The 224-nt window shown below is 65.6% G+C and carries 1 pseudogene; it reads left to right on the forward strand.

The window, feature by feature from the left end:
* Positions 1 to 224: pseudogene (locus tag MJ643_RS31340) on the forward strand (glutathione synthase); the annotation flags it as partial.

The raw sequence follows: 224 nt of genomic DNA on the forward strand, positions 1-224 counted from the left end.
CTGGACGGCATGGGCGGCGCCGGCATCTTCCGCGTCAAGAGCGATGGGCTGAACCTGGGCTCGATCATCGAGACGCTCACCGGCAATGGCCGCCACACCATCATGGCGCAGAAATTCATTCCCGCCATCGAAAAGGGCGACAAGCGCGTGCTGGTCATCGGCGGCAAGCCGGTGCCATTCGTGCTGGCGCGTATCCCGCAGGGCGGCGAAGTGCGCGGCAACCT

Origin of the sequence: Pseudomonas sp. PNPG3, assembly GCF_023093815.1 — a bacterium.
Classification (GTDB): domain Bacteria; phylum Pseudomonadota; class Gammaproteobacteria; order Pseudomonadales; family Pseudomonadaceae; genus Aquipseudomonas; species Aquipseudomonas asiatica.